We start from the raw sequence: 533 nt of genomic DNA, 5'->3' as shown, positions 1-533 counted from the left end.
CCAATACCCCAAGCAACCACAGGCGCTACAGCAAACAGCACTAATGACAACTGCCAGCTGTTGTAAAACATCAGAACAAGCAAACCAATAATGCTTGCGCCTTCACGTACGATGCTCACTAACGCTTGGCTCGTCGCCGCAGAGACTTGCTCTGAATCGTAAGTGATTCGAGAAAGCAAGTTACCCGTTTTTTCTTTATCAAAGTACGATACAGGCATGTGCATAAAGTGATTAAACACCATGCGTCGTACTAGCATCACCACATTGCCAGAGACCCAACTCAAACAATAAGTGGAGACAAAACCACTTGTGCCACGAATGAACATCATGACAAATATAATTAAAGGAAGTGTACGTAGAAAATCAGAATCCGCATTACCAAAACCTTCATCGAGAAGCGGTTTTAGTAGGGAAATCATATAAGTATCAGAGATAGCATTAATCACTAATGCAATGACGGCAACGATAAGGCCAGACTTGTAAAGGCGGATAAATTGCCAAAGACGTTTAAACGTCTGCCAAGTCGTTTCATC

The 533-nt window shown here is 42.6% G+C and carries 1 protein-coding gene; it reads right to left on the bottom strand.

All coding sequences use genetic code 11. The features are described from left to right. Positions 1 to 533, bottom strand: a 533-nt coding sequence (locus tag R7P74_RS28935) for an ABC transporter transmembrane domain-containing protein (protein WP_318124147.1), incomplete at both ends; no start/stop codon positions are given.

The sequence above is a fragment of the Vibrio sp. 2033 genome, from assembly GCF_033339735.1.
This window is presented reverse-complemented; position numbering and strand designations above follow the sequence as displayed.